This is a genomic window from Streptomyces sp. NPDC032161 (assembly GCF_040636995.1).
In the GTDB taxonomy this organism is placed as follows: domain Bacteria; phylum Actinomycetota; class Actinomycetes; order Streptomycetales; family Streptomycetaceae; genus Streptomyces.
Genome location: NZ_JBEZVN010000036.1, coordinates 1 through 25,599, shown reverse-complemented (window position 1 = coordinate 25,599; position 25,599 = coordinate 1). Strand labels below are relative to the sequence as shown.

Sequence of the window (25,599 nt, the reverse complement as noted above, 5' to 3'; positions counted from 1 at the left end):
ACAGACTGTCGGGCATGCGCATTGTGGTTCTGGCCGGCGGTATCGGTGGTGCTCGTTTCCTGCGCGGCCTCAAACGGGCCGTGCCCGACGCGGACATCACGGTGATCGGCAACACCGGCGACGACATCCATCTGTTCGGGCTGAAGGTCTGCCCCGACCTCGACACCGTGATGTACACCCTCGGCGGCGGCATCAACGAGGAGCAGGGCTGGGGACGTGCGGACGAGAGCTTCCACGTCAAGGAGGAGCTGGCTGCGTACGGGGTCGGGCCCGACTGGTTCGGCCTCGGCGACCGCGACTTCGCCACCCACATCGTCCGTACGCAGATGCTCGCCGCGGGCTATCCGCTGAGCGCCGTCACCGAGGCCCTCTGCGCGCGGTGGAAGCCGGGCGTCCGGCTGCTGCCGATGTCCGACGACCGGGTGGAGACGCATGTGGCCGTCGATCTGGACGGCGAACGCAAGGCGATCCACTTCCAGGAGTACTGGGTGAGGCTGCGCGCCTCGGTCGAGGCGCAGGCGATCGTGCCGGTCGGCGCCGAGCAGGCCAAGCCGGCGCCGGGGGTGCTGGAAGCCCTCGCGGAGGCCGACGTCATCCTCTTCCCGCCGTCCAACCCCGTCGTGTCGGTGGGGACGATCCTGGCCGTGCCCGGGATCCGGGAGGCGATCGCCGAGGCCGGGGTGCCGGTCGTGGGCCTGTCCCCCATCGTCGGGGACGCGCCCGTGCGCGGGATGGCGGACAAGGTGCTCGCCGCGGTGGGCGTCGAGTCGACGGCGGCGGCCGTGGCCGAGCACTACGGCTCCGGGCTGCTCGACGGCTGGCTCGTCGACACGGTGGACGCCGGGGCGGTCGACGCGGTGGAGGCGGCGGGCATCCGCTGCCGTTCCGTGCCGCTGATGATGACGGACGTGGACGCGGCGGCGGAGATGGCCAGGCAGGCTCTGGCGCTTGCCGAGGAGGTACGGGCATGAGCGCCGCCGGGACGGCCCGCGCCGCGGCTTCCGGCGAGGCGACCGGCGCGGGCTCCGCAACAGCGGCCGGTGCGCTTCCCGCGGAGGCGGCCGGTGCGGCCTTCGACGAGGCGCCCTCGTACCGGGTCCGGGCACTGCCCGGGATTCCCGAGGTGCGGGCCGGTGACGACCTGGCGAAGCTGATCGCCGCCACCGGTCCGGGGCTGGTCGACGGGGACGTCCTGCTGGTCACGTCGAAGATCGTCTCCAAGGCGGAGGGCCGGATCGTCGAGGCCGCCGACCGGGAGGCGGCGATCGACGCCGAGACGGTACGGGTGGTGGCGCGGCGCGGCGCGCTGCGGATCGTCGAGAACCGGCAGGGTCTCGTCATGGCGGCGGCCGGGGTCGACGCCTCGAACACCCCCGCCGGGACGGTGCTGTTGCTGCCCGAGGACCCGGACCGCTCGGCGCGCGCGATCCGGGACGGGCTGCGGGACACCCTCGGCGTCGAGGTCGGGGTCGTCGTCACGGACACCTTCGGGCGCCCCTGGCGCAGCGGGCTCACCGACGTCGCGATCGGGGCGGCCGGGGTCCGGGTGCTGGACGATCTGCGCGGCGGGACGGACACGTACGGCAATCCGCTCAGCGCGACCGTGGTCGCCACAGCCGACGAACTGGCCGCCGCCGGTGACCTGGTCAAGGGCAAGGCGTCGGGGCTGCCGGTCGCGGTGGTGCGCGGGCTCGGCCATGTCGTGGCCCCCGCGGACTCGCCGGACTCGGCGGGCGGGGCGCGGGCGCTGGTGCGCGACGCCGCCGACGACATGTTCCGTCTCGGCACCTCGGAGGCGGTGCGGGAGGCGTTGACCCTGCGGCGCACGGTGCGCGAGTTCACCGACGATCCGGTGGACCCGGGCGCGGTGCGGCGGGCCGTGGCCGCGGCGGTGACGGCGCCCGCTCCGCATCACACGACGCCGTGGCGGTTCGTGCTTCTGGAGTCCGGGGAGTCGCGGACCCGACTGCTCGACGCGATGCGGGAGGCGTGGATCGCGGACCTGCGCGGGGACGGGAAGAGCGAGGAGTCGATCGCGAAGCGGGTACGGCGGGGCGATGTGCTGCGCCGGGCGCCGTATCTGGCGGTGCCGTGCCTGGTGATGGACGGCTCCCACACCTACGGGGACGAGCGGCGGGACACCGCGGAGCGCGAGATGTTCGTGGTCGCCGCGGGGGCCGGGATCCAGAACTTCCTGGTGGCGCTGGCGGGCGAACGGCTCGGCTCGGCGTGGGTGTCCTCGACGATGTTCTGCCGTGACGTGGTGCGCGAGGTGCTGGATCTGCCGGATTCGTGGGATCCGCTGGGCGCGGTCGCGATCGGGCGGGCGGCGGTCGCGTCCACGGCACGGGACGCACGGGATCCGGAGGCGTTCATCACGGTGCGGTGAGCGAGCGCGCCGGGCGAGCGCGATGGGCGAGCCGCGGTGGGCGAGCGCCATGGGCTGCGTGCGGCTCGGTGTTCGGCCCGGCCCGGAGCCCTGCCGCACCGGCTCGGCGTTCTTGTCGTACGGCTCGGGGCTCGCGCGGGCGGTCCCCCGCCGTCTCCGGTCCGAGCGCCGGGATGTACCGAGCATCCGGATGCGTCGGGTGTCCCCGAGGACTGTCCCGTACGGCCCTTGGCCGTCTCCGGTCCCGCGCCGCTTCACAGGCGGGCGATGTCGCCCCGGGTCATGCGCGGGGCCCGGCGGGGCGGGACGCGGCCGGAGAGCAGGATGAGGCGGGTGGCCCGGTGCCGCTGGCCCTCGTAGGGGGCGAGCAGGGCCAGCATCTCCTCGTCGTCCGCGTGCCGGTTGTCCGCCAGGGCGTGGCCGACGATGCCCGGGAGGTGGAGGTCGCCGACCGTGACCGCGTCCGCCGCGCCGTTCGACCGCTGGAGGGTCTCGGCCGCGGTCCAGGGTCCGATGCCGGGCACGAGGCACAGCCGGGCCGTGGCCTCCGGGAGGTCCATGCCGGCCGCCTCCTCCAGACGGCGGGCCACCCGCACCGCGCGCAGGATCGTGGCCGAGCGCTTCGCGTCGACGCCCGCGCGGTGCCACTCCCAGGACGGGACCAGCGACCAGGTGCGGGGGTCCGGCATGACGTACAGACCGAGGGCGGCGAACGCGGCGTCGTCCGTCGGCCCGGGCGCCGGAGTGCCGTGGGCGCGGACCAGGTAGCGCCAGGCCCGGTACGCCTCGTCCGTGGTGACCTTCTGCTCCAGCACCGAGGGGATCAGGGACTCCAGGACCAGGCCGGTGCGCAGCAGACGAAGTCCGGGGCGCCTGTGCCGGGTCACGGCGAGCAGCCGGTGGTACGGACGGAAGGCGTCCGGGTCGTCCTCCGCGCCGAGCAGGGTCGGGAGGCGGTCCAGCAGCCAGGGTGCGCCCGGCCCCCAGGCAGCCGCCTCGATCCGGCCGCCCCGGTCGGACAGGCGGAGGGTGCCGGGGCCCGTCGGCGTGCGGCCGGTCCGCCAGACCGTTCCGTCCCGGGTGATCCGGAAGGTGGGGTCGGCGGGGCCCCGGCGCAGCGGGCCGAGGACGAGGCGCAGGTCGAGCGGGCCGGGCGGGGTCCAGTCGCGGGTCGGCGCGTCCTTCGCCGGGGCCGCCGCCTGGCGCGCGACGGCTGCGCGAGGGGCGGTGCGGGGGGCGAATCGTCCTGCCACGGATGAGTCCTCGGTCGTCGGGGTGCCTGTCGAGGGTAACGGCCTGGGGAGCGACAGGGAGCGGGCTCGCGCCGCCCTGCGATTCCGCCTGCGGCGTCGTCGTCGGTCGCCGATGCGCCGCATCGACTCCTCCTCGCCTCGCGACCGAAGTCGCACGACGACGTTCCCTGAAGCCACTCCCTATGGTCCCCGGGCCGTGGGCACGTCGTCCCCGGGCCATGGGCACGTCGTCCCCGGGCCGTGGGCACGTCGTCCCCGGGCCGTGGGCACGTCCTCCCTGGGCCGTGGGCACAGGGACGGGTGCCCGGCTCGGGGTACCCGTCCGCCCGTTCCTCCTCTTCTTCTTCCGTTCCCTCTGTTTGCGCTATTCGTCGGACGAGAAGCGCACCGCCGCGTCCGGCAGGACCGCCCCGCACCAGACGCGCATGCCGCCCAGCAGTTCGTTGTCGGCACCGACCCGTGCCCCGTCCCCGATCACCACGTCGTCGACCACCGTCCGGCTGCCGATCCTGGCACCGGCTCCGACCAGCGAGTCCGTGATCACCGCTCCGGGTTCGATCACCGCTCCGGCCAGTACCGCGGACCCGGTTATCCGGGCTCCCTCGCCGATCAGGGCGCCCTCGCCGACGACCGTTCCGCCGGTGAGCTTGGCGTCGGCCGCCACGGAGGCGGTCGGCAGGACGAGCCGTTCGCCACAGCGCCCGGGGACGGCCGGGGAAGGGGCGCGGCCGAGCACCAGGTCGGCGGAGCCGCGCACGAAGGCGCGCGGAGTGCCGAGGTCCAGCCAGTAGGTGGAGTCGACCATGCCCTGGAGATGGGCGCCGGAGGCCAGCAGTCCGGGGAAGGTCTCGCGTTCGACGGAGACCGGGCGGCAGGCCGGGATGGTGTCGATGACCGAGCGGCGGAAGATGTACGCCCCGGCGTTGATCTGGTCGGTGACGATCTGCTCGGGCGTCTCGGGTTTCTCCAGGAACGCGGTGACCCTGCCGCTGCCGTCCGTCGGCACGAGGCCGAAGGCGCGCGGGTCCTCGACGCGGGTGAGGTGGAGCGAGACGTCCGCCCCCGAGGTGGTGTGCGTGGCGACCAGAGCCTGGATGTCGAGGCCGGTCAGGATGTCGCCGTTGAAGATGAGCACCGGTTCGTCGGGTCCCGAGGTGAGCCGGGACGCGACGTTGCGTATCGCGCCGCCGGTGCCCAGCGGTTCGCGTTCGGTGACGTACTCGATGTGGAGACCGAGCTTCGAACCGTCCCCGAAGTACGGCTCGAAGACCTCCGCCAGATACGAGGTGGCGAGCACGATGTGCTCGACCCCGGCGGCCCGGGCGCGCGCCAACTGGTGCGTCAGGAAGGGGACGCCCGCCGCCGGGACCATGGGCTTGGGGGTGTGCACCGTGAGCGGGCGCAGCCGGGTGCCCTTGCCGCCCACCAGGAGGATCGCTTCTCTTGCCTGTGTCACAGCGCTGACTCTGCTTCCTGGTGGGGCCCTGCCTCGTTCGGCTGGCCAGTGTATGCAGACCGGTTCGTACGCATCCTGCTCCGGTCCGCTCCGGTCGTGCCCGGCCGGCCCGCGAGGTCCGCGGCGGCCTTTCGGCGGCGTTCCGTCCGAGCCCCGGACACCGTCCGGTGCCGCCGGGGTCAGCGACCCTGGAGACGCGCGGAGCTGGTGCGGGCCGAGCCGAGCTTCTTGTAAAGACGCGCTCCGGGGCATTCGGTTGCGAAGCCGTCCCGGTGGCCCGAGATGACGTTGAGTCTGACCTTCGCGCCCTTCTTGAACTTGTTGCCGCCGCCCGAGACGAGCGTGGTCCTGCCGCTCGGATCGGCGCCGAACAGGCCGAGTTTCCACGCGGTGACCTTGGCCACGGCGTTCACCGCGGCGGCGGACGGATTCGTGTTGCTGAAGGTGCCGAGCACCGCGATGCCCATGCTGTTGCTGTTGAAACCGAGTGTGTGCGCTCCCAGAACCGCCTTCGTCACGCCGCCCGCCCGCCCTTCGTAGATGTTGCCGCACTTGTCGACGGCGAAGTTGTAGCCGAAGTCCCGCCAGCCGCTGCTCTTGACGTGGTACCGGTAGATGCCGCGCAGGACCGCGGGCGCCTGGGAGCACGTGTAGCCGTTGCCCGTGGCGCTGTGGTGGATGAACGCGGCCTTGACGGTCTTGGTGTACACGAAGGCGCGTTCCCTGAGCTTCTCGTCGGCTCCCCAGCCCTTGCGGGTGATGATGCGCGGACGGGGGCCGATGTACGGCTGGGCGCCGGGCGCGCGGCCGGACTCCGCCTCGCTCCGTGCCTCGGTCTCCGCCTTGTCGAGGGCGGGAAGCACGGTCCCGCCCGACGAAGCGGCGTCGAGGGAGGTACGGCCGTCTCCGGATCCCCGGGTGCCCCATGCGTCCCGGGCTGCCTCGACTGCCTCGGCACCCGCGGCGGCCTGGGCACCGGCCGCCGCCGTGACGGACTCCGTGAGGTCCGCGAGACCCGCGAAGTTCGTGTCGTCCGCGTCCTCGGCGCTCCCGGTCGTGCCGACGGCCCCTGTGGTGCCGGTGCTTCCGGTGGTCCCGGTGTCTTCGGTGCTCCCGCCGGTCTCGGCCGGGACCCGCCGCGTTTCCCGGCCGGGGTCGACGAGTTCGAGGCGCAGGCCGGTGGGCAGGGACGCGGCTGAACCGGCCCGGTCCTGGGAGCCCTGGGGGTCATGGGCACCGTGCGGGTCGCGAGAGCCGTGCGAGTCATGAGCTCCCTGCAATTCATGAGTGCCATGGGCGTCATGAGTGCCGTGCCGATGGGAGTCCGGGCCTCCCGGGCGTACGCGCACCGCGACACCGTCCGAGTCGCCGACCCAGAGCGGGGCGGTGGAGCCGCGGACACCGCCGGACCCGCGCTCGGTGCTCCCGGGGTCGGCGGCGTGCTCGGCGTTGTGCGTCTCCAGGTCCTGCCAGTCGGACCAGCGGCCGGTGCCGGGGGCGCGGGTACGGACCTGAACGGTCCCGTGCAGTTCGGTGTCCGGGTCGTCCCATACGACGCCGACCAGCGAGAACGGGCGGACCGTGCGCTCGGTGAGCCCCTGTCCGGCGGCCCCGGCGGACCGGGTGGGGTCGTCGGTGGCCGGGCCGGAGGGGTCTGCCAGGGGCACCATCGCCAGGGACTGCGTCGACCCCGGCACCCCGGTGGGCCCGGCGGACTCGACGGGTGCGGAGTCGGTGTCCGGGGCGGCGCCCGCGGGCCCGGCCGAGGGCAGCACGAGCACCGCCGCACAGGTGACGCCGATCGAGGATGCAAGAAAGCCACGCATGCGAACAATCCTGGGCATAATCTGACAACTCCGTCCACCGGTGCAGTCGCCCGCACTTGACGGCCCGTCTGCCGAACCGGTGTACCCGCTTCCCGTCCGCCCGCCCCCGGCGCTCCGCGGCCGCGTACCCTTGCACGGATGAACGCCACCGACCGCACCCCCGCCGACCTGCTGCGTTCCGCGCTCGCCACGGACCCGGCCCGCCCCTTGGTCACCTTCTACGACGACGCCACCGGAGAACGGGTGGAACTGTCGGTGGCCACCTTCTCCAATTGGGTGGCCAAGACCGCCAACCTGCTGCAGGGCGACCTCGCCGCCGAGCCCGGTGACCGGCTCGCCCTGCTGCTGCCCGCGCACTGGCAGTCGGCGGTGTGGCTGCTCGCCTGCTCCTCGGTCGGCGTCATCGCCGACGTGCAGGGCGACCCGGCCGACGCCGACCTCGTCGTCAGCGGCCCGGACGCGCTGGAGGCCGCGCGCGCCTGCTCCGGCGAGCGGGTCGCGCTGGCGCTGCGCCCGCTGGGCGGCAGGTTCCCGCAGACCCCCGAGGGGTTCGCGGACTACGCGGTCGAGGTGCCGGGCCAGGGCGACCGGTTCGCCCCGTTCGCACCCGTGGACCCGGACGCCCCCGCGCTGGCGGTGGGCGGCACCGAGCTGACGGCGTCGGAGTTGGTGGCGCGGGCCCGCGAGGACGCCGCCGGGCTCGGCCTGACCGCGGGGTCGCGGCTGCTGACCGGGCGCCCGTACGACAGCTGGGAGGGACTGAGCGCGGGGTTGTTCGCACCGCTGGCCGCGGGTGGCTCCGTGGTCCTGTGCCGCCACCTGGAGCAGGTGGGCGAGGACGGCCTGGCGAAGCGCGTCGAGAGCGAACGGGTCACCAACACCGTGGTATGACAAGAGCCCTGATAGTCACTCATCCGGCCCATACCGGGCCGAGTCCTCAGGACTGCTCGTCAACTCCGGTACATGATCGGCGATACCGGCCACCCGGGACACAACCAAGCGTGAGGTTCAGCCGTCTACTCCTGCAACCGGCGGCCCAGCGCGCCGCCGACCGTGAAGGATGGACGCAGACGTGAGCGAAAGCGCCGACCCGCCGGGCGACTCCGACGGCCCGGGGGCAGGCCGGGACTCCGACGGCCCCGGGGCGGACGGCGGCGGGGCGGGCGCGGACGACGGCGGACCGGTGGCAGACCCCGACGCGCCGCGCGGACGTCACTGGCCGCGCTGGGCCGCGCTCGGCGCCTCGCTCGTCGTCCTGGCCGCCGCGGGCGTCGGCTCGTGGCTGTACCGGAAGCTCGACGCCAACATCAAAACGGACACCTCGGCCGCCGCCGAGCTGCGCGTGTACGAGCGGGAGCGGCCCGCCACCGTGGTGCGCGACGCGGAGAACATCCTGCTCATCGGCTCCGACACCCGGGCCGGCGACAACCGCGCGTACGGCCGTGACGACGGCGGCAGCCAGCGCTCGGACACCACGATCCTGCTCCATCTGGCCGCGGACCGGAAGAGCGTCACCGCGATCTCCCTGCCGCGCGACCTGATGGTGGAGATCCCGGTCTGTCACAGACCGGGCGGCGCGGCCACGAAGAAGCAGTTCGCCCAGTTCAACTGGGCCTACCAGTTCGGCGGCACCGCCTGCACGATCCGCACGGTCGAGAAGCTGACCGGCATCCGGATCGACCACCAGATGGTCGTCGACTTCAACGGCTTCAAGGACATGGTCGACGCCGTCGGCGGGGTCGAGGTGTGCCTGAAGAAGCCGGTCGACGACCCCGACGCGCGGCTGAAACTCCCCGCCGGACGCCAGAAGCTCGACGGCGAGCAGGCTCTGGGTTACGTACGGGCACGCAAGTCCATCGGCGACGGCAGCGACACCGAGCGGATGGACCGCCAGCAGCAGTTCCTGGGCGCGCTGGTGAACAAGGTGCAGAGCGACGGCGTCCTGCTCAATCCGACCCGCCTGTACCCGGTGCTGGACGCGGCCACGAAGTCGCTGACCACGGACCCGGGACTGGACAGCCTCAGGGACCTGTACGACCTGGTGCGCGAACTGCGCGACGTACCGACCGACAGGGTGCAGTTCCTGACCGTGCCCCGGCGACCGTACGGACCCGACCCGAACCGGGACGAACTCGTCCAGCCCGATGCGGAACGGCTCTTCGGCCGGCTGCGCACGGACGCCCCGGTCACGGTGGTCCCCGCGGACCGGATCGAGCGTGACGACCGGAAGAACCTCGACGGTGACAACGGGAAGAACAGCGGGAAAAACAATGCCTCTGCCGATAGTCCGGGCGCCGCGAGCCCGAACCCCACCCCCACCTATTCGGGCAACAACGCGGCGGTGGACCCGTGTCGGCGGTAAAGCAATTCCCAAGCAGAAGCCGGTGATCGGCGTGTAATGACCAGAATGACCAGTTGTAAGGACCGTGGAATTTGTCACGCACGTCGCTCGACGCCGAACTGGGCCGATAGTGTGACGCGATCCGGTGCTTCCGGCCGTCAGGCCGCGCACTTCTGGAGCGAAAGATCGGGCGCCTGACCGGGGCAGGCGCCTCGCGTGGCACCGACGGAGGACTCAAACAACCGTGGATGCGCAAAGCCGTGGGCGGGCGGATGAATTCGACCCCGCAGACCAGTGGGTACTCAACCCGAACACCGGCGATTACGAACTGCGACTGAACAATTCCGGAGGGGATTCGGCCGCCGCTTCCCCGGCGCCTGGACCGCGCGTCCCCCGTCGCAGAGAAGCGGAAGACGTTCGTGACACCGGCGGCCGGCGCGAGGAATCGGCGCGCGGTGGCGAGCCCGGGGAATCGGTCCGTGGCAGGCAGCGGCGCGGCTCCTCCACGCGCCACGAGGTGCCCGAACAGCGTGGTCGCCGTTCGACGGGCGGCGCGCGTGGCAAGGGGGGTTCCGGCCAAGCCGAGGCGGCGGGTCGGCGCAGCCGCAAGGCGCCCAAGGCACGCCGCAAGAAGGCCCTGCTGTGGACGGGCGGCACGATGGCGTTCGTGCTGGTCGGCCTGTCGGTGGGCGGGTACGCGCTGTACCAGCACTTCAACGGCAACCTGAACACGGTCGACGTGGGCGGGGCCGGCAACAAGAACGTCTTCGACAACGACGCCCCGATCAACATCCTGATCATCGGTACCGACAAGCGCACCGGTAAGGGCAACGAGGGGTACGGCGACAAGGGCAGCGTGGGCCACGCCGACACCAACATCCTCTTCCACGTCTCCGAGGACCGCACCAACGCGACGGCGCTGAGCATCCCCCGCGACCTGATCACCGACATCCCGGACTGCCGGACCAAGCAGCCGGACGGCTCGGAGAAGGTCATCCCGGGCACGCCGAACGTCCGCTTCAACCAGAGCCTCGGCCAGGAGGGCCGCAACCCCGGCTGCACCATGGAGACGGTCAAGGAGATCACCGGCCTGAGGGTCGACCACTTCATGATGGTCGACTTCAACGCGGTGAAGGAGCTGTCCACGGCGGTCGGCGGGGTCGAGATCTGCCTGGCCAAGCCGGTCAAGGACCCGGACTCGCACCTGGACCTGCCGGCCGGTGAGCACCGCATCCAGGGCGAGGACGCCCTGGCCTTCGTACGGACCCGGCACAGCTTCGGCAACCATGGCGACCTGGACCGGATCAAGATCCAGCAGCAGTTCATCGCCTCGATGATCCGGCAGATGCAGTCGGACGACACCCTGACCAGCCCGACCAAGCTGTACAAGCTCGCGGACGCCGCGACCAAGGCGCTCACCGTCGACACCGGCATCGGCACGGGGACGAAGCTGGCCTCGCTGGCCCAGGAACTCAGCAAGGTCAACACCAAGAACATCACCTTCACCACGGTGCCGGTGCTCGACAACCCGGCCGAGAAGGTCAAGGCCACCGTCGTACTGAACGAGGCCAAGGCCGAACCGCTGTTCGCCATGATGCGCGACGACACCTCGCTGACCGAGGTGAAGTCGAAGAAGAAGGCCGCGAAGAGCAAGCAGGACGCGCTCCTCAAGGGCCCCCAGGCCGCCGCCGCCGACGTACGCGTCGATGTGTACAACGGCGGCAAGATCCCCGGCGCCGCGCAGACGACGGTCACCTGGCTTCAGAACGAGCAGGGCGTGCTCAAGTCCACCAACAAGGCCAACGCCCCGGCGAAGGCCGCGAAGACGACGCTGGAGTACGCGCCGAACCAGGCGGACCAGGCCCGCGCGCTGGCCGCCATGATGGGCCTGCCCGGCTCGGCCATGAAGCAGGGCACCACGGACGCCGAAGGGCTCCAAGCGATGGTGCTGACGCTGGGCGACGACTTCAAGGGCGCGGGCACTCCCATCACCGGGCCGGCCAAGGTGCCGACCGACATTCAGCAAGCAAACGCCGACAAGGCAGAGTGCGCCAAGTGACACCGGGTCACTGCGCGGAACCACGAGTCTGAGCAGCAGGGGGGTCCTGGTGGCACGGAGCAGCACGCCCGGGGAGGGGACGCGACCACGCGTCCGGCACGCCGGCCAACTCGGCTGGGACGACGGGCTGTACGAGGAGGGGCCGGAGAAGAGCACGGACTCCGGCACCGGGGAGCGGCGGGCCGCTTCCGAGGAAAGCGGTCATCGGCGCGGTGGCCCGAAGCGGCGCGGCAAGAAGGGCAAACGCCGCGTGCTGCGCTGGGGTGCGTCGGTTCTCGCGCTGCTCATAATCGGCGGCGCAGGCGCCGGTTACCTCTACTACGAACACCTCAACAGCAATCTCAAGAAGGCCGATCTGACGCTCGGCGACAGGAAGATGGCCGACCACAAGGCCAACGCCGCCGGTCAGACCCCGCTGAACATCCTGCTCATAGGCTCGGACGCGCGGGACTCCAAGGCGAACCAGAAGCTCGGCGGGGCCAAGGACACCTTCGGGGCGCCTCCCCTGGCCGACGTACAGATGCTGCTCCACCTCTCCGCCGACCGCAGCAACATGTCGGTGATCAGCATGCCGCGCGACACGATGCTGAAGATCCCGAAGTGCACCGACCCGGAGACGAAGCGCGTCTACCCCGCGTCCAACGGCCTGGCAATGACCAACGAGACGCTCGGCCGCGGCGGTCCCGGCTGCTCCGTGGCCACCTGGTACGAGCTCACCGGCATCACCATCGACCACTTCATGATGATCGACTTCGCCGGTGTGGTCTCGATGGCCGACGCGATCGGCGGCGTCCCGGTCTGTGTCAAGGGCAACGTCTACTCGCACACCAGCGAGGGCAAGGGCTCCGGGCTGAAGCTGGAGAAGGGCACCACGAAGGTCAAGGGCAAGCAGGCCCTCCAGTGGCTGCGCACCCGCTACGGCTTCGAGGACGGCACCGACCTCGGCCGCACCCACGCCCAGCACATGTACATGAACTCGATGGTCCGTGAGCTGCGCAAGGGCACCAAGCTCACCGACCCGGGCAAGCTGATGGACCTCGCCGAGGCGGCGACGAACGCGCTGACGGTCGACAAGGGCGACAACGGCCTCGGCTCGATCGATAAGCTCTACGACCTCGCGGAGGAGCTCAAGAAGGTCCCCACCAAGCGCATCACCATGACGACGATGCCGAACGTCTACGGGACGGGCACGCTCAAGGAGCGGGTGCTCCCCAAGCCCGGCGAAGCCGACCAGCTCTTCCAGATGGTCCGCGACGACATCCCGCTCGACGGCAAGGCGTCCAAGCGCAAGGCACCGGCCGCCGCCAAGAAGCCCACGGCGTCCCCGGCCGAGATCCCGGTGACCGTCCGCAACGGAACGCGCACCGCCACCGAGTACCCGGCCAAGGGCCGCGCCTCGACGGTCAAGGAGCTGCTGGCCGGTAAGGGCTTCACCCAGGCCGCCATCGACGCGCAGAACACCGAGGCGGCGAAGCGGACCGGGATCCTCTTCCCCACCGTGGACATGGAGGGCAACGCCCAGGCGGTCGCCAAGGCGCTCGGCATCCCGCTGTCGGCGGTGAAGAAGTCGACCGACGTCTCGGGCATCACGCTGACCGTGGGGGCCGACTGGCGCGAGGACGGCGACTACCACGCGCCCTCCGCCGAGGAGAAGACCCCGGAGAGCGCACGGGCGCTCAACGGCGACGACGAGACGGCCTGCATGGACATCCAGCCGGGCTTCGGCTGGTAGGTACCGGGACACGACGCACCGCGGGGGCCTTCCGGCACATCGGAGGGCCCCCGCGGTGTTCGGGGTGCTCAGAGCCTGTCGGGTGACCTCCGACCGGCTCTCAGACGGTCATGGCCGGGCGGCGGCTGGCGATGACCTTCTTCGCCAGCGAACGCGGGCTGGTCAGGAAGCCGTACCCCCACGACATGTGCATGGTCGCCAGCGCCACCGGGATCCGGACCCGTGCCTTCAGCGGCAGGCCCTTGCCCGCCGGCACGGACCCGGCGACGATCGCGGCGACGTACCCGGCGGGAACGACGAAGGCCCACGGGGTGACGGCCGCACCGGCCACGATGCCCGCGGCGATCGCGCAGACGGCGGTGGGCGGCGCCAGGTAGCGCAGGTTGATCGAGCCGGAGTGGAAGCGGGCGACGACGTGCCGCCAGCGGCCGTAGTCCTTGTACTGCTTGGCGAGCGCCCGGACCGAGGGCCGGGGCCGGTACTGCACCTTCAGCTCGGGCGAGAACCAGATCAGGCCGCCCGACTCGCGGATGCGGAAGTTCAGCTCCCAGTCCTGGGCGCGGATGAACTCCACGTTGTAGCCGCCCGCCTTCTCCAGCGCCTCGCGGCGGAAGACCCCGAGGTACACGGTCTCGGCCGGGCCGGCCTGGCCCCCGGTGTGGAAGGCCGCGTTGCCGACGCCGATCCTCGACGTCATGGCCGCGGCGACCGCGTCCTCCCAGGCGTTCTCGCCCTCGGCGTGCATGATGCCGCCGACGTTCTGCGCGCCCGTCTCCTCCAGCAGCCGGACGGCCGTCGCGATGTAGTTCGGCGACAGCATTCCGTGACCGTCGACCCGTACGACCACGGGGTGGCTGGACGCCTCGATCGCGGCGTTCAGGGCGGCCGGGGTGCGGCCGGACGGGTTCGGGACGGTGTGGACCCGGGGGTCCTCACGCACCAGCTCCGCGGCGATCTCGTCCGTCCGGTCGGTGGAGGGGCCCAGCGCGATCACCACCTCCATCTCACCGGCGTACTCCTGCTCCAGGATGTGCCGGACGGAGTTCCTGAGATGACGTTCCTCATTGAGCACCGGCATGATCACGGAGACGGCGGGGTGCTGCGCGGCAGACATGGTGGTCCTCGGGTGGGCGGGTGGTCCTCGGGGGCGCGAGGGGGTCGCACCCCACCAGGCAACGGTATTCGGCCGCCACGTTACCGCTAATGGGGGACACGGACGCGCGCCACCGGGTCGCTTCGCGGGCAGTCGATCATATGGGCCTACTGTGCGAACGGTCCCCCTCGCACCGCGGAGGTCCCCCGTGCCCACGCCGCACCCCTCCCCCCGCCGTTCCCCGCGCCCCCGCGCCGTCCCGCCGCCACGCAGGCCGAGAGGACGGGCCGGACGACCGCGCTGGGGCATGCGGATGGTGACCGGTCTCTCGGTCCTCGTCCTCGGCGCCGGAGGCATCGGCCACGCGATGGTGACCGGTCTGGAGACCGGGATCGACCGGATCGACCCGTTCAAGGACATGAAGAACCGGCCCCGGGCCGGGCACGGCACGAACCTGCTGCTGGTCGGCACCGACGGCCGTGACCGGATCACCCCGGAGGAGAAGAAGAAGTACCGGCTGGGCGGCGCCCCGTGCAACTGCACCGACACCCTGATGCTGGTCCACCTCTCGGCGGACAAGAAGCGCGCGAGCGTCGTCTCGCTGCCCCGCGACAGCTACGCCGAGGTCCCCGAGCACAAGGACCTCACCACGGGACGGACCCACTCCCCGCATCCGGTGAAACTGAACGCCGCCTACGCCGAGGGCGGCCCCGGGCTGACCGTGCGGACCGTGGAGCACATGACGGGCGTCAAGATCGACCACTATCTGGAGGTCGACTTCACCAGCTTCATGAAGACCGTGGACACCCTGGGCGGGGTACGGATCTGCACGCCCCGGCCGCTGAAGGACTCGTACACCGGTCTCGACCTCGCAGCGGGCACCCACGACCTCAACGGCGGCCAGGCGCTCCAGTTCGTACGGTCGCGGCATGTCGACGGAGCCTCCGACCTGGGCCGGATGCAGCGCCAGCAGAAGTTCCTCGCCTCGCTGATCGAGCGGGCGACCAGCAGCGGTGTGCTGCTGAACCCGGTGAGGTTCCGGGACGCCGCCTCGACGATGCTGAACTCGGTCCGGGCCGACGACGGGTTCGGTACGGAGCAGATGCTGGAGCTCGGGCAGGCGATGCGCGGCTTCTCCCCCGCCTCGTCCGAGTTCGCCTCCGTGCCGCTGGAGAACGTCGCCCATCCGGTCAAGGGGATCGGCTCCACGGTGAAGTGGGACGAGCGGAAGGCGGACAAGCTGTTCCAGGCCCTGCGCGACGACGAGCCGCTCGCGCCCGAGCGCCCGGACGCGCCCCGGCCGAAGGCCGTGCCGGTCGACGTCGAGCCGGAGCGGATCCGGGTCCAGGTCTACAACGGGACGACGAAGAACGGGCTCGGCAGAACGGTCGACGACGCGCTGCACGCCACCGGTTTCGACACCTCGCGCACCCCGCTGAACGCGGACTCGCACGACCAGCGGCGCACCCTGATCACCTACGACCCGCGCTGGGACCGCTCCGCGAAGTCCCTGGCCGAGGCCCTGCCGGGGGCCGAACTGCGGGAGGTGACCGGGCAGGGCCCCACGCTGAAGGTGACGGCGGGCGCGGACTTCGACGCGGTGCGACCGGTACGGGCCGAAAAGACGGAGCGGGGGGAGTTCGGCACGGTCACGGGCGACCAGGTGACCTGCCCGTGACGTCCGTGACCGGTCGGCACCAGGGGCGGTTACGGAAACGCCCCCGGGGGTGCCGACGCCGCCCGGGGCGGGTTGAGTACGCCGGGAACCGAGGGCGCCCGGAGCCCCTACCCGGCCGACAGGAGGCCGCACCGCCGATGACCCGGCCGACAGGACGCCCGCCGTCGACGGCTCAGTCGTCGATGCCGTCCGCGGCGCGCTTCTCGCGCAGTTCCTTGATCGCGCGACGCCGTGCCAGACGATGGGTGCGCCGGATCTGCGCCTCCTGGTAACGCCTCCGGTCCCGCTCGGTCTCCGGTATGACCGGCGGCACGGGGCGCGGCCTGCCGTCCGCGTCCACCGCGGCGAACACCAGGTACGCGCTGCCGACCTGCTGGGCGGGGGTGGATTCGTTCCACCGCTCGGCCATGACCCGGACGCCGACCTCCATCGAGGAACGGCCCGTCCAGTTCACCTGGGCACGGACGTGAACGAGGTCACCCACGCGAACCGGCTCCAGGAAGACCATCTCGTCCATCGACGCCGTCACCGCGGGTCCGCCGGAGTGCCGTCCGGCCACGGCGCCCGCCGCGTCGTCGACCAGCTTCATGATCACGCCACCGTGCACCGTGCCCAGCAGGTTGGTGTCGCTGCCGGTCATGATGTGGCTGAGGGTGGTCCGGGATGCGGCGGTCGACTTGCCGGGAATGTCGCCCTCCGGACGCGGGGACTGATCTGTCATACCGTCCACCTTATGCGGGGCCTTCCGGCCGACGGCAATGCATCAGCTTCGCAACAGCACCGATGCGATTTTCCGTACACCCTGTAAGAGGAGCACACCCGGCCTGCACACTGGACCACATGAGTGATTGGCCCGAGGGCTGGACCGACGACAACCGCGGCGGTGGCCGCGGCAACCGCTACGGGCAGGGAAGCGGAAGCGACCAGCCCGAAGGCGCCCGTGTGATGCGCCACGTCCAGCGGCGGCCCGCCCCGCCGCAGCAGCGCCCGGCCCCGCCCCGGCCCCGCCAGGCACCGCCGCAGTACGCCGACGGCGCGGGCTACGACAGCGGTTACAACACGGGCCAGGTCTACGGCGGCGGCCGGGGCGGCGGCGGGGGCAACGGCCCCGGTGGCGGCCGGGGCGACGGCGGACAGCCCTACGGACGCCCGGCGCCCGACTGGGGCCGCCGCATCAAGGTGGGCGCGCTGTCGCTGGTCGTCGTGGTGCTCGCGGTCTCCATAGGCACGTACTTCTGGGCCGACTCCAAGCTCAACCGCGAGGTGGACCTCTCCAAGGTCATCGAGCGGCCGAAGGAGGGCGACGGCACCAACTACCTGATCGTCGGCTCCGACAGCCGCGCGGGCATGACGGACGAGGACAAGAAGCGCCTCCACACCGGCTCCGCCGAGGGCAAGCGGACCGACTCGATGATGATCCTGCACGACGGGTCCAACGGGCCGACGCTGATCTCGCTGCCGCGCGACTCGAACGTCGAGATCCCCTCGTACAAGGGCTCCGACTCCGGCAAGCTCTATCCGGCCCGCGGCCGTTTCACCAAGCTGAACGCCGCGTACGCCGAGGACGGCCCCGAACTCCTCGTCCGCACCGTCGAGTTCAACACCGGCCTGCACATCGACCACTACGTCGAGATCGGCTTCGGCGGCTTCGCCAACATCGTGGACGCGATCGGCGGCGTGGAACTGGACATCCCCAAGGCGTTCAAGGACAAGAAGTCCGGCGCCGACTTCAAGGCGGGCAAGCAGACGCTGAACGGCGAGCAGTCGCTGGCCTTCGTCCGCACCCGGTACGCGTTCGCCGAGTCGGACCTGGCCCGTACGAAGAACCAGCAGAAGTTCCTCGCGGCCCTCGCCAGCCAGACGGCCACGCCCTCCACGATCCTCAACCCGTTCAAGCTGTACCCGACGATGAGCGCCGGCCTGGACACCCTGATCGTGGACGAGGACATGTCGATCTGGTCCCTGGGACAGATGTTCTTCGCCATGAAGGGCGTCACGGGCGGCGACGGCACGTCGATGAACATGCCGATCTCCGGCTCCACCGGCGGCAATCTGGTCTGGGACAAGGCCAAGGTCAAGCAGCTCGTGGACCAGCTCAACAACGACGAGAAGGTCACCGTCTCCGAGAAGTGAGAGGGCGGGGAGCCGGCGGGACCGGGCGAACGGTCACGGCCGGGCGGCGCCCCGGGACCATCGGGCGGTACGCGAACGGGCCCCGACGGCACACCGGTTCACCGGTTCGCCGCCGAGGCCCGGCCGTCTTCCCGCCCGGCCGTCTTCCCGCCCGGGGGCCACGTCGCACCCGGCCCGGGGCCTACTTCGAGTAGTCGATGTTGCCCGACTCATCCATGTAGGGATGGATCTGGGTGGGCTCCTGGATGTCGATGTCCGAACGCCGGGGCCCCTCCGGCCCCGCGGGACCGATCCGCATCATCCGCTCGATCCGGACAATCTGGAAGCAACGCCCGCGCACGTTCAGCTCATTGGGCCGCACCTGCCGCATGAACGCCTCCGCGGCCCGCGCGTACGCGGCGGTCTCCTGCTCGTCCGACTCCTCGATCAGCGGCCGGACTTCTTTGAGGTAGTGGGCGAAGGAGCGCCGCGCGTCCTGCGGGGTCGGATGCTGGCCCGACGCCATCGACCAGGAATGATCCTTCTTCTCCATCACCCGGAAGGCGACCGGCAGCAGCACCAGCCCCGGATGGGTCCGCAGCGCCCGCCGCGAATCGGCCAGCACATCGGGCGGGAAGCGGTCCGAGGTGTACTGGTACGGCAACAGCCCCATCCGGTCCAGCCCTTCCGTCAGCCCCACCGCCGCCGCGTGGTCGACGACGAAGCCCTTGGTGGTCGAGGGGGTGCGCGTCCGGAAGTCCCAGCCCTCGCAGTCCACGTCCGTGGGCCTGGGCGGCTCCAGGCGACCGCCGCCGATCCTGGCGAACTCGTCGGCACGCACGACGCGGTATCGCGTGTCGCCCGCGGTCAGTTCGTTCACCGGCTCGGTCTCCAGCCGCGCCACCGCGTCCAGCAGCAGCCGCCGCTCACGAGGATCGTCCGTCTCGTCCTTGGCCTTGAACCAGAGATGGGAGTTCAGCTCGTCACGGGCGTCCTGCGGGTAGCCGGTGTCCATGTCCGTCAGCAGCCGCCACCGCGGCCGCTCGCCACGACGCTGCTCGGCGATACCGAAAAGCGGCCCGCGGACCACGATCTTCGCGTACTCCTGGGACGCGGCGAAGGCATCCGCCTCGGTGACCAGGGACACCGGATCGTCGCGGCGCTCCACGTTGATGACGAGGTGCTCCGGATGCTCCTGATAGTGATCAACCATGCACTCAGTGTGCCGAGTTCGTCGCCGCAGGGTGGGCGAAACAGAAGAACCGACCACCCGGATCCGCCGCCCGCACCCGAGGCCCGGTCGCGCCGCCGCCGGAGGTGGCGGGGGCCGACGCCCAACGCCGACACCCCGGGAGGCGTCGGGGGGGCGCGTGACCCACAGACGGCAACAGCCCCCGGCATCACGCCGGGGGCTGTCTTGACCTGCGAAAATCCTGCTACGGCAGGTTCCGCGCCATCACGATCCGCTGGACCTGGTTCGTGCCTTCATAAATCTGGGTGCTTTACAGCATGTATGGCCCTGACCTGCACGAACACACTCTTCACAGGGTGCTTCCCCAGCGTTCCCCCATGATCATCAACAGTTTGCGCAGGCAGTAGGCATGTTGGAGGCACCACCACCAATCACGCGGGATACGAGCAGCCCGGCGCAGGTTACGCGGTTTCCCGTTCCGTCAACCGTGATCGCTTGACCGGTGTGCCCAGCCCTCGGGAGCATCAACCGAGATGCGGGGTACCGGCAGCGATATGAGAGAGGGGGACCCAGGCCATGAAGGTCACCAAGCTGGTCAGCACGTGCGACATCAAGGACTGCCCGACGATCTATGCCACGGATCGCGGCACCTTGCTGGTACAGGGCGAGACGCCGACCGACCACGGGCTTCAGATTCCCGCGCACGAAACCTTGGTCGAGATCCCGATGGAACTGATCCAGAAGGCCATCCGTGACAACCTCATCTAGAACCCTTGGCGGCCTCTTCGACGCGTTCGAGCGCGAAGCATTCCGGCTGGAGACTCTGGACGACTACAGCAAATCCGGGAGTGTCGACGCCTATCAGGCATTCCTGGCCGGGGAGCCACAGCCAGACGACTACAACGCAGGCTGGGTCGAAGAACTACGCTCGCACACCGAGAAGGGGAAGCGGGTATACCGGGTCCATATCCTGTCCCGCCCACTCACGGACTATCTTAGGTTCGAACTCGGCTGGGGCTACCACAAGAACGTGAGCGGGGGCGAAGAGTTCTTCATCCTCGACATCACCGACAAACCCAACCCTTTGGAGAACGTTCCGGATTTCTGGTTCTTCGACTCCGGATCCGTAGCTGTAATGAACTACGACGGAAGCGGAAAGCACCTCGGTTCGGAAGTACTGCCACCGGAACGAACAGCAGAATTCACACGGTACCGTGACACGGCTCTCGCGCACGCGGAACCGTTCACCGAATGGTGGGCCAAGTACGGGGCGTGAACAAAGCACAGCTTGGAGCCGCGCTGAGGGCGCTGCGAGTGGCATCCGGCAAGGAGGCCAAGGCGGTGGCCCGCAGCGCCCTCATGTCTCCGTCCAAGCTGTCCAAGATCGAGAACGCGAAGCTGGCACCCAGCGCGACGGACGTAGAGCGCATCCTGACCGCCATCGGCGTCTCGGATGAGGTCAAGGCGGAGTACGCGGAAGCCGCGCGCGCGTCAGCGACAGAGGCGACGGCATGGCGCCTGCTCAAGCGGATCGGGGTCCACAAGGGCCAGCAGGCCGCCAAGGCCCTGGAAGCCCAGATGTCTGTACTGCGGCTGTTTCAACCCGCGCTCGTTCCGGGCCTGCTCCAGACTCCTGAGTACATCCGGGCCATTCTGCATCGCCATAACCTGAGTGAAGACGCACTCACACGAACGATCAGTGGGCGACTCGAACGGCAAGCGGTTCTCTACGACAACGCAAAGTCGCTTCGGTTCATCATCACCGAACCTGTTCTGCGCTGGCGCATCGTGCGACCACAGATGATGGCTGCTCAGCTTGATCGCATCGTTTCTATTTCGCGACTGTCGCACGTGGACATCCGGGTAGTCCCCCTTCGGGTTCAGCAAAACGACATCGCAAATCACGCCTTCGCTATCCGTGACGACCACATGGTGACCGTTGAAACTGTCCATGCAGAAGTCGTCGTTACGGACCCGCGAGACGTAAGCCTATACGTTAATAAGTTTGAAGGATTCGAGCGAGCAGCGCTGGTCGGCGACGAAATGCGGGATCTGATCGAAGTTATCCGCAACGACTTTTTGCGGGAACAGGAAACAGGCTAGAGGCGCGACCGTGGCCCGCCGAAGATGGGGGCCATGGTGAGCGACAGCAGGGCACACAGGACCGAAGCGGCTGATCACATGCGCAGTAGTGAGGCCCGAAAGTTCCTCTCCCGCATCTCCGGGGCGCGCGGTGTCGGTGGTGTGCTCCTGGTCCGTAAGTCCGACCCCGGGCCGGAGGGAGAGGACCTAGCTCCCGGTTCGCCCCTTCGCTGGCCGAAGTGCGAATGCGGTAGCCCGAAGTGCCCGGACTATCAGGCCCGTCCGCAAGCGGCGCGAGAGGAACTGAGCGCCAGGGTTGCCGAGGCCAACGAGCGGAGCCGCAGGGGCGGACTGTGAGCATCCAGGCAGCAACGCGTCCGCCCCGGAAGCGTGAATGCAAGGCTCCACCGAGTCCCACGGTCGAGGCCCCGACGCCCCCTCAGACCTACTGCGGAGTCTGCATCGGTCACTGCTCGATCTGGTGCCCTGACTGCTGCGGATTCGCTGGCTGCCTCACCTGCCATCACACGTTCAAGGTCCCTTGCCCGGCTTGCGCCGGCGGGGAGCTGGAGCCGATCAGGTGGTGACCTGACCCCCATTCTCCGTCCCTGCCGGATGTAGCCGAAATGGGCTCCCCCGTACCCATTCGAGAATCCCGGCAGGGGCGGTCAAGCCTCGCCCCGGTGGTAAAAACCCTGGACAGGTCGAGCGGCCGGGGCGGGTCGCAAGTGCAGTGCACTACTCCCAGAGAGAGGTACCGCGCATGATCGCAGTCCCCGCGTTCGAGTTCCGCACGTCCAGTGCGTGCCAGTACAACAACAACGACCCCCGCTGTGTCGAGGTTGCCACCAACGTCCCCGGCAAGGTGGCGATCCGTAGCACCGTGTCCGGCCAGACGGTCGAGTTCACAGCCGTGGAATGGACCGACTTCCTGAACGGTGCCAAGCTGGGTGAGTTCGACGTAGCCGCATAGGGGAGCCACCATGCAGCAGTGTCCACAGTGCGGCGGTAGTGCGGAGTCTGACCCGGAGCACTCCGGGGTGATGCGCTGTATGGCCTGCTGGGAAGTATGGATGCTGCCAACGGAGCGGCAGTGTCCCGGTTTCCGGCCGACGTTCATGTCTGCACTGCGGGTGCTGGACTCATACCAGGAACTGCGACGCTGACCAACAAACGAACGCCCCTGCCGTTCTTGGCAGGGGCGTTCTTTGTTTTGTTCGAGCGATTCAGAACAGTGCGCGGAAGGGGTTGGAGTCGGTGTCCGGTTCTGGCCGCTTCACCGGCTTGGACCCCGGGGCCTGCTTGGACATCGGGCGATAAGCGTCCAGCCGGACAACAGGGGCGCGGTTCTGCTCACGCGTGTTTATGCAGGTGAGCGGCGGATTCCCGCCCAGCGCCAGCCCAGGACTTCCCCAGCGTGACGCCCATGATCAGCCCGAAACGGACCCGAACGGACCGGAAGCCGATCACAGCCCGCGAGCCATCGAAAACGGCCGCTGACCTGCGAAAATCCTGCTACGGCAGGTTCCGCGCCATCACGATCCGCTGGACCTGGTTCGTGCCTTCATAAATCTGGGTGATCTTCGCGTCGCGCATCATCCGCTCCACCGGGTAGTCCCGCGTGTAGCCGTAGCCGCCGAGGAGCTGGACCGCGTCCGTGGTGACCTCCATGGCGACGTCGGAGGCGAAGCACTTGGCCGCGGCACCGAAGAAGGTGAGGTCGCCGTCGACCCGCTCGGACTTGGCGGCGGCCGAGTAGGTGAGCTGGCGGGCCGCCTCCAGCTTCATGGCCATGTCGGCGAGCATGAACTGGACGCCCTGGAAGTCGGCGATCGGCTTGCCGAACTGCTTGCGCTCCTGGACGTAACCCTTGGCGTAGTCGAGGGCGCCCTGGGCGATGCCGAGGGCCTGGGCCGCGATGGTGATGCGGGTGTGGTCCAGGGTCTTCATCGCGGTGGCGAAGCCCGTGCCCTCCTCGCCGATCATGCGGTCGGCGGGGATGCGGACGTTGTCGAAGTAGACCTCGCGGGTCGGGGAGCCCTTGATGCCGAGCTTCTTCTCCGGGGCGCCGAAGGAGACGCCCTCGTCCGACTTCTCGACGACGAAGGCGGAGATGCCCTTGGAGCGCTTGGTCGGGTCGGTGACGGCCATGACCGTGTAGTACTCGGAGACGCCCGCGTTGGTGATCCAGCGCTTCACCCCGTCGAGCACCCAGGAGTCGCCGTCGCGCACGGCGCGGGTCTTCATGCCGGCCGCGTCGGAACCCGCGTCGGGCTCGGAGAGGCAGTACGAGAACATCGCGTCGCCCTTGGCGAGCGGGCCCAGGTACTTCTTCTTCAGGTCCTCGGAGCCGGAGAGGATCACCGGGAGCGAACCCAGTTTGTTCACGGCCGGGATGAGGGAGGAGGAGGCGCAGGCGCGGGCCACCTCCTCGATCACGATGACCGTGGCGAGGGCGTCGGCGCCCGCGCCGCCGTACTCCTCCGGTACGTGCACGGCGTGCAGGTCCGCGCCGGTCAGCGCGTCCAGCGCCTCCTGCGGGAACCGCGCCTCCTCGTCGACCGCCGCCGCGTGCGGGGCGATCTTCGCCTCGGCGAGCGCACGCACCGTCTCGCGGAGCATCTCGTGCTCCTCGGCCGGACGGTACAGGTCGAAATCGGTCGAACCCGCCAAAGCGCTCACTCCCCAAAGAAGCTAACTACCGTTAAGTAACCCAATTTTAGAGCGAGCCGCCCGCCCTGGCCTATGCAATGCGTGCGTGAGCTTGGTGACAGGGGTCCCGGAATCCGCGCGGATGGCCGGAATCAGGGCCTGTGGGGCACGACTATGCTCGTTCACCGCACGTTCCACCGCATGTCCCGACCGCACGTCTGCCCGCACCTCCCAGGAGCACCGCATGGCCCTCAGGATCACTGTGATCGGCACCGGATATCTCGGCGCCACCCACGCCGCGGCCATGGCGGAACTGGGCTTCGAGGTCCTCGGCCTCGACGTCGTGCCCGAGAAGATCGAGATGCTGGGCGCCGGCCGGGTCCCGATGTACGAGCCGGGGCTGGAGGAACTGCTCCGCAAGCACGTCGCGGGCATCGAGGGGTCCACGGGACGGCTGCGGTTCACCACCTCGTGGCAGGACGTGGCGGAGTTCGGCGATGTGCACTTCGTCTGTGTGAACACTCCGCAGAAGCACGGCGAGTACGCCTGCGACATGAGCTACGTGGACAGCGCCTTCGAGTCGCTGGCCCCGCATCTGACCCGGCCCGCCCTGGTCGTCGGCAAGTCGACCGTGCCCGTGGGCTCGGCCGCCCGGCTGGCGGCCCGGCTGGCGGAGCTGGCCCCGGCGGGCGCGGACGCCGAACTGGCCTGGAACCCGGAGTTCCTGCGTGAGGGCTTCGCCGTTCAGGACACCCTGCACCCGGACCGCATCGTCGTCGGCGTGGCGAGCGAGCGGTCCGAGAAGCTGCTGCGCGAGGTGTACGCGGTGCCGCTCGCCGAGGGCTCACCGTTCGTGGTGACGGACTTCCCGACCGCGGAGCTGGTGAAGACCGCGGCCAACTCCTTCCTGGCCACGAAGATCTCGTTCATCAATGCCATGGCGGAGGTCTGCGAGGCCGCCGACGGCGACGTGAAGAAGCTGGCCGAGGCGATCGGGCACGACGAGCGGATCGGGTCCAAGTTCCTGCGGGCCGGGATCGGCTTCGGCGGCGGCTGTCTGCCCAAGGACATCCGCGCGTTCATGGCGCGCGCCGGTGAGCTGGGCGCGGACCAGGCGCTGACCTTCCTGCGCGAGGTCGACTCGATCAACATGCGCCGCCGCGGTCACATGGTGGAGCTGGCCCGGGAGGCGGTGGGCGGCGGCTCGTTCCTCGGCAAGCGGGTGGCGGTGCTGGGCGCGACGTTCAAGCCGGACTCGGACGACGTACGGGACTCGCCGGCGCTGAACGTGGCCGGGCAGATCCACCTCCAGGGCGGCCAGGTCACGGTCTTCGACCCGAAGGGCATGGAGAACGCCCGGCGGCTCTTCCCCACCCTCGGTTACGCGGACTCGGCGCTGGACGCGGTGCGCGGCGCGGACGTGGTGCTGCACCTGACGGAGTGGCGGGAGTTCCGCGAGCTGGACCCGGCGGCGCTCGGCGAGGTCGCGTCGCGCCGGATCATCCTGGACGGCCGCAACGCGCTCGACGGCGAGCTGTGGCGCGGCGCGGGCTGGACCTACCGGGCGATGGGACGCCCGACGGCCTGACCGCCGGGCCGTACGGCTTCTCCCCTTCACGGCCACGGCCTCCCGCCCCCCCCCCCCGGGCGGGGGGGGTGGGGCGGGGGGCAGTGGGCGGGTCGGGGCGCGCCGTGCGGGGGGGGGGGGGGTGTGGGGGGTGGGCGTGGGGGGTG

General features: G+C 70.2%; 20 protein-coding genes. 13 read left to right on the top strand and 7 right to left on the bottom strand.

From position 1 onward, the window contains the following. Window positions 1-14 precede the first annotated feature (14 nt). Together cofD and AB0E67_RS31405 are read left to right on the top strand one after the other, a co-directional pair. Window positions 15-971 (top strand): 2-phospho-L-lactate transferase, encoded by a 957-nt coding sequence (gene cofD / locus AB0E67_RS31410; RefSeq protein ID WP_362033120.1) that lies wholly within the window; start codon window positions 15-17, stop codon window positions 969-971. Then, entirely contained in the window at window positions 968-2,389 is a 1,422-nt protein-coding gene (locus tag AB0E67_RS31405) for a coenzyme F420-0:L-glutamate ligase (RefSeq protein WP_362033117.1), read from the top strand. The genes cofD and AB0E67_RS31405 overlap by 4 nt, the downstream gene beginning before the upstream one ends. 254 nt (window positions 2,390-2,643) lie before the next feature. Here AB0E67_RS31405 and AB0E67_RS31400 read toward each other — a convergent pair whose 3' ends face one another. From AB0E67_RS31400 to AB0E67_RS31390, 3 genes are all read right to left on the bottom strand, one after another. Beyond that, the gene (locus tag AB0E67_RS31400; protein WP_362033114.1) at window positions 2,644-3,642 is read right to left on the bottom strand and encodes a DNA-3-methyladenine glycosylase 2 family protein; all 999 of its coding nucleotides are present in this window, start codon (window positions 3,640-3,642) and stop codon (window positions 2,644-2,646) included. A gap of 364 nt (window positions 3,643-4,006) precedes the next feature. Continuing rightward, window positions 4,007-5,098, bottom strand: a complete 1,092-nt coding sequence (locus tag AB0E67_RS31395) for an NDP-sugar synthase (protein ID WP_362033111.1) — start codon at window positions 5,096-5,098, stop codon at window positions 4,007-4,009. Window positions 5,099-5,277: 179 nt separating this feature from the next. Further along, window positions 5,278-6,924 carry a peptidoglycan recognition protein gene (locus AB0E67_RS31390; RefSeq protein WP_362033108.1) on the bottom strand — a complete coding sequence of 549 codons (1,647 nt, stop codon included), beginning with the start codon at window positions 6,922-6,924 and terminating at the stop codon, window positions 5,278-5,280. Between the two features lie 138 nt (window positions 6,925-7,062). Here AB0E67_RS31390 and AB0E67_RS31385 point away from each other — a divergent pair, with 138 nt between their 5' ends. From AB0E67_RS31385 to AB0E67_RS31370, 4 genes are all read left to right on the top strand, one after another. Continuing rightward, on the top strand, window positions 7,063-7,815 hold the full coding sequence (locus AB0E67_RS31385; protein WP_362033105.1) for a TIGR03089 family protein: 753 nt from the start codon (window positions 7,063-7,065) through the stop codon (window positions 7,813-7,815). A 169-nt stretch (window positions 7,816-7,984) separates the two neighbouring features. Continuing rightward, the gene (locus AB0E67_RS31380) at window positions 7,985-9,286 is read left to right on the top strand and encodes an LCP family protein (RefSeq protein WP_362033104.1); all 1,302 of its coding nucleotides are present in this window, start codon (window positions 7,985-7,987) and stop codon (window positions 9,284-9,286) included. A 223-nt stretch (window positions 9,287-9,509) separates the two neighbouring features. Further along, window positions 9,510-11,324 (top strand): LCP family protein, encoded by a 1,815-nt coding sequence (locus AB0E67_RS31375; RefSeq protein ID WP_362033101.1) that lies wholly within the window; start codon window positions 9,510-9,512, stop codon window positions 11,322-11,324. 49 nt (window positions 11,325-11,373) lie between these two features. Beyond that, entirely contained in the window at window positions 11,374-13,056 is a 1,683-nt protein-coding gene (locus AB0E67_RS31370; protein WP_362033098.1) for an LCP family protein, read from the top strand. Window positions 13,057-13,156: 100 nt separating this feature from the next. Here AB0E67_RS31370 and AB0E67_RS31365 read toward each other — a convergent pair whose 3' ends face one another. Continuing rightward, on the bottom strand, window positions 13,157-14,170 hold the full coding sequence (locus AB0E67_RS31365; RefSeq protein WP_362033095.1) for a glycosyltransferase family 2 protein: 1,014 nt from the start codon (window positions 14,168-14,170) through the stop codon (window positions 13,157-13,159). A gap of 286 nt (window positions 14,171-14,456) precedes the next feature. Between AB0E67_RS31365 and AB0E67_RS31360 the strand changes: the two genes are divergently transcribed. Then, on the top strand, window positions 14,457-15,827 hold the full coding sequence (locus AB0E67_RS31360; protein ID WP_362033092.1) for an LCP family protein: 1,371 nt from the start codon (window positions 14,457-14,459) through the stop codon (window positions 15,825-15,827). 172 nt (window positions 15,828-15,999) lie between these two features. On the opposite strand, the gene AB0E67_RS31355 is transcribed toward AB0E67_RS31360, so the two are convergent. After that, window positions 16,000-16,548, bottom strand: coding sequence for an acyl-CoA thioesterase (locus AB0E67_RS31355; protein WP_073791342.1), 549 nt, complete (start codon window positions 16,546-16,548; stop codon window positions 16,000-16,002). Window positions 16,549-16,667: 119 nt separating this feature from the next. Between AB0E67_RS31355 and AB0E67_RS31350 the strand changes: the two genes are divergently transcribed. Next, window positions 16,668-17,960, top strand: a complete 1,293-nt coding sequence (locus AB0E67_RS31350; protein ID WP_362033089.1) for an LCP family protein — start codon at window positions 16,668-16,670, stop codon at window positions 17,958-17,960. Window positions 17,961-18,141: 181 nt separating this feature from the next. Here the strand turns inward: AB0E67_RS31350 and AB0E67_RS31345 are convergent, their stop codons facing one another. Beyond that, complete coding sequence (locus tag AB0E67_RS31345; RefSeq protein ID WP_362033086.1) at window positions 18,142-19,152, bottom strand: DUF5954 family protein; 1,011 nt, start codon at window positions 19,150-19,152, stop codon at window positions 18,142-18,144. 555 nt (window positions 19,153-19,707) lie between these two features. On the opposite strand from AB0E67_RS31345, the gene AB0E67_RS31340 reads away from it, so the two are divergent. The 4 genes from AB0E67_RS31340 to AB0E67_RS31325 all read left to right on the top strand — a co-directional run bounded on the left by AB0E67_RS31340 (window position 19,708) and on the right by AB0E67_RS31325 (window position 22,186). Next, a complete protein-coding gene (locus AB0E67_RS31340; RefSeq protein ID WP_030298065.1) occupies window positions 19,708-19,899 on the top strand; it encodes a hypothetical protein in 192 nt (63 codons plus the stop codon). Further along, complete coding sequence (locus tag AB0E67_RS31335; RefSeq protein WP_362033083.1) at window positions 19,883-20,407, top strand: DUF6879 family protein; 525 nt, start codon at window positions 19,883-19,885, stop codon at window positions 20,405-20,407. Before AB0E67_RS31340 ends, AB0E67_RS31335 begins: the two co-directional genes overlap by 17 nt. Continuing rightward, window positions 20,404-21,234 carry a helix-turn-helix transcriptional regulator gene (locus tag AB0E67_RS31330; protein WP_362033080.1) on the top strand — a complete coding sequence of 277 codons (831 nt, stop codon included), beginning with the start codon at window positions 20,404-20,406 and terminating at the stop codon, window positions 21,232-21,234. Before AB0E67_RS31335 ends, AB0E67_RS31330 begins: the two co-directional genes overlap by 4 nt. Window positions 21,235-21,976: 742 nt before the next feature. Further along, complete coding sequence (locus AB0E67_RS31325; protein ID WP_362033077.1) at window positions 21,977-22,186, top strand: DUF397 domain-containing protein; 210 nt, start codon at window positions 21,977-21,979, stop codon at window positions 22,184-22,186. A 542-nt stretch (window positions 22,187-22,728) separates the two neighbouring features. Here the strand turns inward: AB0E67_RS31325 and AB0E67_RS31320 are convergent. Then, complete coding sequence (locus AB0E67_RS31320; protein WP_362033074.1) at window positions 22,729-23,886, bottom strand: acyl-CoA dehydrogenase; 1,158 nt, start codon at window positions 23,884-23,886, stop codon at window positions 22,729-22,731. A gap of 223 nt (window positions 23,887-24,109) precedes the next feature. Here AB0E67_RS31320 and AB0E67_RS31315 point away from each other — a divergent pair, with 223 nt between their 5' ends. Continuing rightward, window positions 24,110-25,453 (top strand): UDP-glucose/GDP-mannose dehydrogenase family protein, encoded by a 1,344-nt coding sequence (locus AB0E67_RS31315; RefSeq protein ID WP_362033071.1) that lies wholly within the window; start codon window positions 24,110-24,112, stop codon window positions 25,451-25,453. Window positions 25,454-25,599: the final 146 nt, after the last annotated feature.

Coding starts and splice junctions, on each gene's coding strand:
- cofD (WP_362033120.1), top strand. CDS start 15: ATGCGCATTGTGGTTCTGGCCGGCGGTATCGGTGGTGCTCGTTTCCTG.
- AB0E67_RS31405 (WP_362033117.1), top strand. CDS start 968: ATGAGCGCCGCCGGGACGGCCCGCGCCGCGGCTTCCGGCGAGGCGACC.
- AB0E67_RS31390 (WP_362033108.1), bottom strand. CDS start 6,924: ATGCGTGGCTTTCTTGCATCCTCGATCGGCGTCACCTGTGCGGCGGTG.
- AB0E67_RS31385 (WP_362033105.1), top strand. CDS start 7,063: ATGAACGCCACCGACCGCACCCCCGCCGACCTGCTGCGTTCCGCGCTC.
- AB0E67_RS31380 (WP_362033104.1), top strand. CDS start 7,985: ATGGACGCAGACGTGAGCGAAAGCGCCGACCCGCCGGGCGACTCCGAC.
- AB0E67_RS31365 (WP_362033095.1), bottom strand. CDS start 14,170: ATGTCTGCCGCGCAGCACCCCGCCGTCTCCGTGATCATGCCGGTGCTC.
- AB0E67_RS31360 (WP_362033092.1), top strand. CDS start 14,457: ATGCGGATGGTGACCGGTCTCTCGGTCCTCGTCCTCGGCGCCGGAGGC.
- AB0E67_RS31355 (WP_073791342.1), bottom strand. CDS start 16,548: ATGACAGATCAGTCCCCGCGTCCGGAGGGCGACATTCCCGGCAAGTCG.
- AB0E67_RS31350 (WP_362033089.1), top strand. CDS start 16,668: ATGAGTGATTGGCCCGAGGGCTGGACCGACGACAACCGCGGCGGTGGC.
- AB0E67_RS31345 (WP_362033086.1), bottom strand. CDS start 19,152: ATGGTTGATCACTATCAGGAGCATCCGGAGCACCTCGTCATCAACGTG.
- AB0E67_RS31340 (WP_030298065.1), top strand. CDS start 19,708: ATGAAGGTCACCAAGCTGGTCAGCACGTGCGACATCAAGGACTGCCCG.
- AB0E67_RS31325 (WP_362033077.1), top strand. CDS start 21,977: ATGATCGCAGTCCCCGCGTTCGAGTTCCGCACGTCCAGTGCGTGCCAG.
- AB0E67_RS31315 (WP_362033071.1), top strand. CDS start 24,110: ATGGCCCTCAGGATCACTGTGATCGGCACCGGATATCTCGGCGCCACC.